This window comes from Collinsella sp. CLA-ER-H2 (assembly GCF_040092405.1).
Classification (GTDB): domain Bacteria; phylum Actinomycetota; class Coriobacteriia; order Coriobacteriales; family Coriobacteriaceae; genus Collinsella.
Genome location: NZ_JBBNLO010000027.1, coordinates 21,933 through 29,811, shown reverse-complemented (window position 1 = coordinate 29,811; position 7,879 = coordinate 21,933). Strand labels below are relative to the sequence as shown.

General features: G+C 61.3%; 6 protein-coding genes. 2 read left to right on the top strand and 4 right to left on the bottom strand.

What is annotated here, in order from left to right; translation table 11 throughout:
• Positions 1 to 167: 167 nt before the first annotated feature.
• Entirely contained in the window at positions 168 to 1,328 is a 1,161-nt protein-coding gene (locus tag AAAX59_RS08035) for an FprA family A-type flavoprotein (RefSeq protein WP_349071389.1), read from the bottom strand.
• 129 nt (positions 1,329 to 1,457) lie between these two features.
• On the bottom strand, positions 1,458 to 2,444 hold the full coding sequence (locus AAAX59_RS08030; protein WP_349071392.1) for a LacI family DNA-binding transcriptional regulator: 987 nt from the start codon (positions 2,442 to 2,444) through the stop codon (positions 1,458 to 1,460).
• A 383-nt stretch (positions 2,445 to 2,827) separates the two neighbouring features.
• Between AAAX59_RS08030 and AAAX59_RS08025 the strand changes: the two genes are divergently transcribed.
• On the top strand, positions 2,828 to 4,033 hold the full coding sequence (locus tag AAAX59_RS08025) for a galactokinase family protein (RefSeq protein WP_349071388.1): 1,206 nt from the start codon (positions 2,828 to 2,830) through the stop codon (positions 4,031 to 4,033).
• Positions 4,033 to 5,652 carry a UDP-glucose--hexose-1-phosphate uridylyltransferase gene (locus tag AAAX59_RS08020; RefSeq protein WP_349071391.1) on the top strand — a complete coding sequence of 540 codons (1,620 nt, stop codon included), beginning with the start codon at positions 4,033 to 4,035 and terminating at the stop codon, positions 5,650 to 5,652. The genes AAAX59_RS08025 and AAAX59_RS08020 overlap by 1 nt, the downstream gene beginning before the upstream one ends.
• Positions 5,653 to 5,994: 342 nt before the next feature.
• Here AAAX59_RS08020 and AAAX59_RS08015 read toward each other — a convergent pair whose 3' ends face one another.
• Positions 5,995 to 6,930, bottom strand: coding sequence for a hexose kinase (locus AAAX59_RS08015; protein ID WP_349071387.1), 936 nt, complete (start codon positions 6,928 to 6,930; stop codon positions 5,995 to 5,997).
• A 53-nt stretch (positions 6,931 to 6,983) separates the two neighbouring features.
• Positions 6,984 to 7,865, bottom strand: a complete 882-nt coding sequence (locus AAAX59_RS08010) for an aldose 1-epimerase family protein (RefSeq protein WP_349071386.1) — start codon at positions 7,863 to 7,865, stop codon at positions 6,984 to 6,986.
• Between the last annotated feature and the right edge of the window lie 14 nt (positions 7,866 to 7,879).

Below are 7,879 nucleotides of genomic sequence, written 5' to 3'. Positions count from 1 at the left end.
AGCCCATTGGAACACGCGGCGCAGGCAGGTAAGATTGAAGGGCCTGACGCCGGAGGAGTTCCGGAACCGGGCCCTTGCGGCGTAGTCGCTATTTATTCAGTCCAAGTTTCGGGGCGCAGTTCACTGTCCCCTTCGTGGTGGTTTTGCTCGTTAAAAGCGAAATATCGCTACTTGGAGAGCTCGTCGGCGAGGGCCTCGATCTGAGCGCGCGAGGCGTCGTTGAGCGAACCCAGGACGGTCACCTTGTTCTGCGCCAGGGTGATGTCCTTCATGCCCTCGAGCTCCTTGGTCATAACCTTGGCAGCGGTGGGCGCCCAGGAGCCGGCCTCGACGAGTGCCACCGTACGGTTCTGATAGGCGTGCTCGGCAAGCGTGTGGATAAAGGTGCTCATGAACGGGAAGATCTCGCCCTGATAGGTGATGGAAGCGAGCACCAGACGGTCGTAGCGGAACGCATCCTCAACGGCCTCGGCCATGTCGTCGCGAGCCAGGTCAAAGACGGAGACCTTCTGGCCGCGAGCCTCAAGCGCAGATGCAAGCTCCTCAACGGCAGCCTTCAGATGGCCATACACACTCGCATAGGCGATCGTGATGCCCTCGTCCTCGGGCTGATAGCTCGACCAGGTGTTATAGGTGTCGAGGTAATAGCCCAGGTTCTCGGTCAGTACGGGGCCGTGGAGCGGACAGATGATCTGAATGTCCAGGTCGGCGGCCTTCTTGAGCACGGTCTGCACGAACTTGCCGAACTTACCGACGATGCCAAAGTAGTAGCGGCGAGCCTCGCAAGCCCAGCCCTCGGGATCCTCGATGTCGTTGGCGCCAAACTTGCCAAAGCCGTCGGCACTAAAGAGCACCTTGTCGGTGGACTCGTAGGAGAAGATCACCTCAGGCCAGTGAACGTTGGGGGCGCCGACAAAGGTTAGGCTGTGGCCGCCCAGGTCGAGCACATCGCCCTCTTTGACGACCATCTTGCGCTCGGGGAAGTCGGTGCCAAAGTAGTTGACCATCATGCGGAAGGCACCCATGCTGGCCACGATCTGCGCCTGGGGATAGCGCTCCATAAAGGCAGCGATGCCGGCGGAGTGATCGGGCTCCATGTGATGAACGACCAGGTAGTCGGGCGTACGACCATCGAGCACGGCCTCGAGGTTGCCGAGCCACTCGTCGACAAAGTCAGCGTCAACCGAATCGGCGACGGCGATCTTGTCGCCCAAGATAACGTAGCTGTTGTATGCCATACCGTTCTCGGACACGTCGTACTGGCCCTCGAACAGGTCGATGTCGTGATCGTTAACGCCAATGTAGCGGATATCCTTGGTGATCTCCATCAGGCAAAGCCTCCTAGATAGACAAAAGAGCCCGTCTATCATAGCACTCGTCTTCATAGCCACGGCTATCTGCCAGCATCCTTATCGATTGTTATTGAGGCGGAATATATCGCCATTGACCTGCAAAAACTATGTGCGCGGAGCTGCCGTGGTATGTCGAACGATAAGCTGGCCGGGAATACGAATGGCAACGGTTTTGTCCGTTGCCCCCGCCTTGGGAACCGCGTGCTCGAACACCTCGCGTCCACGCTGATGCAAATCGAATCGAACGGTCGTGAGCTCGTTGTGTGCCACAAAATCATCGAGCGAATCGTCGACGCCCACCACGCTCACGTCCTCGGGCACGCGCAGACCGCTATCGCGCAGCGCTGCAATCGCGCCATTTGCCATCTGGTCGTTTGCCGCGTAAATCGCCGTCATGGTGCGATCGTGCTCGGCCAGGTACCTGCCGGCCTCGTAGCCGCTGTTGGCAGACCAGTCGCCCTCGAGCGGCTCTGCCGGCTCGATGTGTTTACGCTCGAGTGCATCCTGCCAACCGGCGCGACGAAATTGCTCGTCGACCGAGAATGACGGGCCGCCAATATAGCGAATCTGCTCGTGCCCTAGCTCAAACAGGTGATCCATAAGCAATAGCGAGCAGCCGTAATGGTCGGAATCGACCGTGGTCACCTGCGGGTGCGCGTACATGGTAACGATGACCGTGCCAATGCCCGGCAGTGGATCGAACGTCTCAAAATCGGGCGCCATGCGACTCATACCGATGATGATGCCGTCCACCGGCAATGCGGCCATACGACGCGTGGCCTCGGCAAGCGAAAACTCCTCGGTCTTGGACATCTCGACCAGCGTGATGGCGCAATTATGCTCGCGAGCAGCGCTGGCGATGCCGTCGATCATTGAGAGGTTGCCGAACTTGGTGACATCGTTGACGCACAGGCCGACCGAATGATAACGGCCGTCGCGCAGCGAGCGACCGGCATAACTCGGACGAAAGCCGAGCTTTTGCATAGCGGCCTGTACGCGCTGGCGCGTCTGCTCGTTAACGTTAGGCAAGCCGTTGGCGACGCGCGAAACCGTCTGCTGCGAAACGCCGGCAGCGCGGGCGACGTCGGCCATGGAGACCGGACGCGAACTGGTATCGTTGGACGGGCGCCTTGCCACAGGATCACCTTCACCCTTGCGAGATCTGAATAGCGTGAATGCCGGCCCGGGCAGAAATACATCCCGCGCCGAGGCCCGCTATCGTCGGACGCATGTTAACGTACTCTACTTTTTCTATCTGCATCTCTTCTGCTTTATAAGTCCATACGGTAGTACCGTTCACGGCTGAATTTCTACCGATTACCAGATTCTCAAAAAGTGACAAGCGATGTGTTATGAGTACGTTAACATAGCCCGTAACGTGCGGTATTGTGAACACTTGGTTCATGCCGCTTCAAGTTGTTAACGTACTCATAACGACGCAAAACCCACCCGTGCGCGCCAAGGAAAGGACTCCCATGACCACCCCCGACGAAAAGACATTCGCCACGCTCACCAAGCTGTTTGAGGAGGAGTTTGGCACCATCGGCGATCGCCAGGTGCTCTATGTGCACGCGCCCGGCCGTTCCGAGATCAGTGGCAACCACACCGACCACGAGGGCGGCCACGTCATCGCCGGCTCGCTCGATGTCGCCGTTGACGGCATCGCCGTAGCGACCGACACCAACAAGGTCCGCGTTGCCGATGAGGGCTACCCCACCTTTGAGATCACGCTCGACACGCTGGATATTCAAGAGTCCGAGAAGGGCACGTCCGCAAGCCTCGTCCGCGGCATGGCCCATGAGATTGCAGCCCTTGGCGTTGAGCCCCAGGGCTTCGACTTCGCCTTCACCTGCTCCGTCCCCTCGGGCGGCGGTCTTTCGAGCTCCGCTGCCGTCGAGGCGGCATACGGTCGTGCCATGGAGACGCTCTGGGGAGCGCCCGCCATTGAGCCCGTCGCACTCGCCCAGATGAGCCAGCGCACCGAGAACAACTACTACGGCAAGCCCTGCGGCCTGATGGACCAGGCCGCCGTTTGCTTGGGCGGCCTCGCCTACATGGACTTTGAGGATCAGGCCCAGCCTAAGACCCAGAAGCTCGAGCTCAACTTTGAGGATCACGGCTACGCGCTCGTGCTCGTCAAGGTCGGCGCCGACCACGTGGCCGCTACCGACGACTACGCCGCCGTTCCGCGCGAAATGCAAGACGTCGCCGCCGAGTTTGGCAAGGCACGCCTGTGCGAGGTAAACGTTGCCGATTTTGACGCCAAGCTCCCCGAGCTGCGTGCTAAGCTGGGCGACCGTGCCTGCCTGCGCGCCGTTCACTACTGGTACGAGAACGGCCTGGTCGACAAGCGCTGGGCAGCCCTGAACGCCGGCGACATCGACCAGTTCCTGGTCCTGACACGCGAGTCCGGCGCCAGCTCTGCCATGTACCTGCAGAACGTTGTTGCCAAGCTGGGCTCCGAGCAGCCCTCGATGTATGCCCTGGCACTGGCCGAGCACGTGCTCGACGGCCGCGGCGCCGTCCGTATCCACGGCGGCGGCTTTGGTGGCACCATCCAGGCCTTTGTGCCACTCGATCTGGTCGACACCTTTATCACCAAGATGAACAGCTGGCTGGGCGAGGGCTCTGCCCGTCACTACGCTATCTCTGACAAGGGGGCTTACGCGGCATGGCTGTAATGACCGACGCGCGCGAGGCTGCGCAGAACCTGATCGAGTACGCTATCCACCGATCGATGATCGGACAGGACGACCGCATCTGGGCCTACAACACCATTCTGGAGTGCATCGGCGCCACGGGCCCCGCGCTCAACATGGCCTGGGCGCTCAAGACCGAGAAGATTTCGCTCTTGCACCCCGATACCCTGCCCGATTTTGACCTGGAGGGCACGCTCGCCGCGCTTTCCGAGGCCGCCGTTGCCAACGGTGCTGCCGAAGACACGGTGTCGGGCCGCGACCGCATCGCCATGCGCATCATGGGCGCGCTCATGCCGAGGCCTTCGGTTGTAAACGAGGAGTTCAACGGCCGCATGGGCGTCAACGAGCCCCGCGCCGCGACCGACTGGTTCTACGGTCTGTGCTGCGACGCCGGCTACGTGCGCCGTGCCGCCATCGCGCGCAACATCAAATGGCGCACCCCCACCAACTGGGGCGACCTGGAGATCACCATCAACCTGTCGAAGCCCGAGAAGGACCCGCGCGACATTGCCGCAGCCGGCGCCGCAAAGAACACGGGCGAGAAGTATCCCGCCTGCCAGCTGTGCATCGAGAACGAGGGCTATCCCGGACGCTCCGCCGCAGCCGACGGCGGCGCCCATCCCGCCCGCCAGAACCTACGCGTTATCCCCATTCAGCTCGACGACGAGCGCTGGGGCTTCCAGTACAGCCCGTACGCATACTTTAACGAGCACTGCATTGCTATGAGCTCCGAGCATCGCCCGATGCACGTCGACCGCAAGGGTCTGACCTGCCTGCTCGATTTTGTGGACCTGTTCCCGCACTACTTTATTGGCTCCAACGCCGACCTGCCCATCGTGGGCGGCTCGATCTTGTCGCACGACCACTTCCAGGGCGGCGCACACGAGTTCCCCATGATGCACGCCGCTGAGGTCTCGCAGTTTAGCGTGCCCGGCTTTGACCAGGTCAGCGGTACCGTGTTGCAGTGGCCGCTCTCGGTGCTGCGACTGCGTTCGCACGACCGCGCCCAGCTGCTCGACGCCGCCGAGAAGATTATCCTTGCCTGGCGCGAGTGGACCGATGAGTCGGTTGGCGTCGTCGCGCACACAGCCGATGGCGTGGCGCACAACACCGTAACGCCCGTCATCCGCCGCGTCGACTCCCGCGGCAACGCCGGCGGCGAAATCTACGAGGCCTACCTGGCGCTTCGCTGCAATATCACGACCGACGAGCATCCGCTGGGCGTATTCCACCCGCATGCCGAGTACCACCACATTAAGAAGGAGAACATCGGCCTGATCGAGGTCATGGGCCTGGCCATTTTGCCGCCACGCCTGGTTCCCGAGCTCGGCGCCGTCCGCGAGCACCTGCTGGCCGCCAAGGCCGATGCCAGCTACGACCTTGCCGGTGCACTCGAGGGCGATGATCTATGCCGCAGCCACGCCGCATGGGCCGAGGATGTCTATGCCCGCCGCGTCAACGAGCTTACGGCCGACAACGCCATCGATATCCTGCACGAGGAGGTCGGCGTGGTGTTTGGCCACGTGCTCGACAACGCCGGCGTCTTTAAGTGGGACGAAGCCGGCCGCGCCGCCCAACAGCGCTTTATCGACTCGCTGTAGCAGCGAGCCCGAACGCACGCACTCAACGAATAGCGCCTACGCGACAGCGGCGCCCGCCGGCAACATCGCCGGCGGGCGCCGTTTTTGAGTGTAGTCATTGGGGTCATTCTTAAGGGGCGTTCTTAAACGACTAGTCATTAAAGAGCGTCCCCAATGACTACTTGCGACCAAGGCAACGCCGGTGTCTTGGCAACGACAGCGAAAACGCCCCTAAGCGAGCAAGGTGACGTGAAAGAGGAGGGCATTGACCTTTTGGTCATGCCCGACGATTGAACGTCAGATTGCCGCTTAGGGGCGTTTGCAGCGTCGCGCCGTTACGCGGTTTGGTAAAACCGCGTAACCCTACAGTTCAGTCACGACAACGCTGTTGTAGACCTCGTCCCAGCGGTCCATAACCAAATGCCCGGTCTTGGGATCCATGGCGTTGAGCTTGCCGCAGGTATTGGCGGTCTTGAGCACCGTGACGTCGTCGGCGCCGGCAGCAATGGCATGCGCAAAGCCGGCGATGGTCGAGTCGCCGGAACCCGTCGCGTTCACAGCCGCAATCGCGGGCGTCTTGGCGCGGAACGCGCGACCCTCATGGAAGCCCACCGAACCGGCAGCGCCCATCGAGACGACAACCCAGGGAATACCGGCAAAGCGGCCATCGGCGGCGAGCGCCTCGCGCAGGGCATCGACATCATCAGTCGTAAAGGACGTACCCAGCAGGCCATTAATCTCGGTCAGGTTGGGCTTTACGAGCTCAGGCTTAGCGTCGGACTCAAGCGCGGCCTCCAGCGATGCACCCGAGGTATCGAGCAGCACCTTGGCACCCGCCTCCTCGGCGATCTTGACGAGCTCGGCATAGTAGCCAGCATCGACGCCACGCGGCAGCGAGCCCGAAAGCGTCACAACGTCCGCCTTCGCTGCAAGCTCGGCGAACTTGGCCGTAAAGGCCTCGAGCTCGGCCGGGGCGATCTGCGGGCCGCTCTCCAGCAGCTCGGTCTGATTACCCTCGTGCAGAATATTCAGGCAAATGCGCGTCTCACCGGCGATGGGCACAAAGTCGTTCTTGACGCCGTCGGCATCCATAAGCTCGGCCATATAGGCACCCATGTGGCCGCCGAGCAGACCGGTCGCGAGCACATCGTCGCCCAACTGCAGCAGCACACGGCTCACGTTGAGGCCCTTGCCGCCAGCGGTCTTTTCGGGCGTCACACGGTTAACATCGTCGATGATCAGCTTGTCGAGCTGATAACGCGTATCAATCGACGGGTTCATGGTAACGGTCAGAATCATGTTGAACTCCTGTTCCGGGGCGGCATGACCCGCCCCAAACATACGATAACTCGTTAAAGGATCTCGATCTCAAAGCCGCGGGTGACGGTCTCTCCCGGCTTGGCCACCAGGCAGCCACGCTTGTGCTCCAGGATATCGTCCTCGTCGGAGCAGGTGGACAGACCACCCCACGGTTCAACAGCCACAAAGTCGCCCTCGGGCTTGCTCCACACAATCAGGTACGGCATATCGGGGAACGTCAGGCGCACGCCCTTGTCCTCGGTTTTCTTGGTCAGCGTAACCACGCGGCTCTCGAGCACGTCGAAGATGGTCTCCGCGAAGTCAAAGAGTTCGTGGGTAAGCGGCAGGTTCTGGCCGATCATGGGGTTCTTGCTGCGATGCTCAACATCAATCAAGCCCGTCGAGGGAACGGCAGTACAGAGCTCGGTGGCCTCACGCTGCTCAAAACGGAGCTCGTAGTCGTCATAGGACTCGCCCTCGTCGAGCGGGCACTTAAAGCCGGGGTGACCGCCCACAAAGAACGGCATGTCCTCGGTGCCCTCATTGGTCACCTCGTACGACACGGCCACCTTTTCCGAATCGATCGTGTAACGAGCAACGATCTTAAACGGATACGGGTACTGCTCGAGCAACTCGGCATGGTCGGTAGAGCTTAGGCTCAGCGCAACCATGTTGTCGCTCTGTTCCTCGAGCTTCCACTCCTGTTTGCGCGCAAAGCCGTGGCGGGCGAGCTTTACCTCGCGGCCGCCCATGGTCATTGCGCGACCGTCACGAAGGCCACCGCAGATCGGGAAACAAATGGGCGCCTGGCCCGACCAGACCGCCGGGTCACCCTGCCACAGGTACTCACGGCCGTTGGCCGCAATAGAAGTGAACGACCCGCCCGCCGTGCTCAACGCAATGCGGACAGAGCCGTTATCAAGAACAAACTCCATGGGAATCTTCTCCT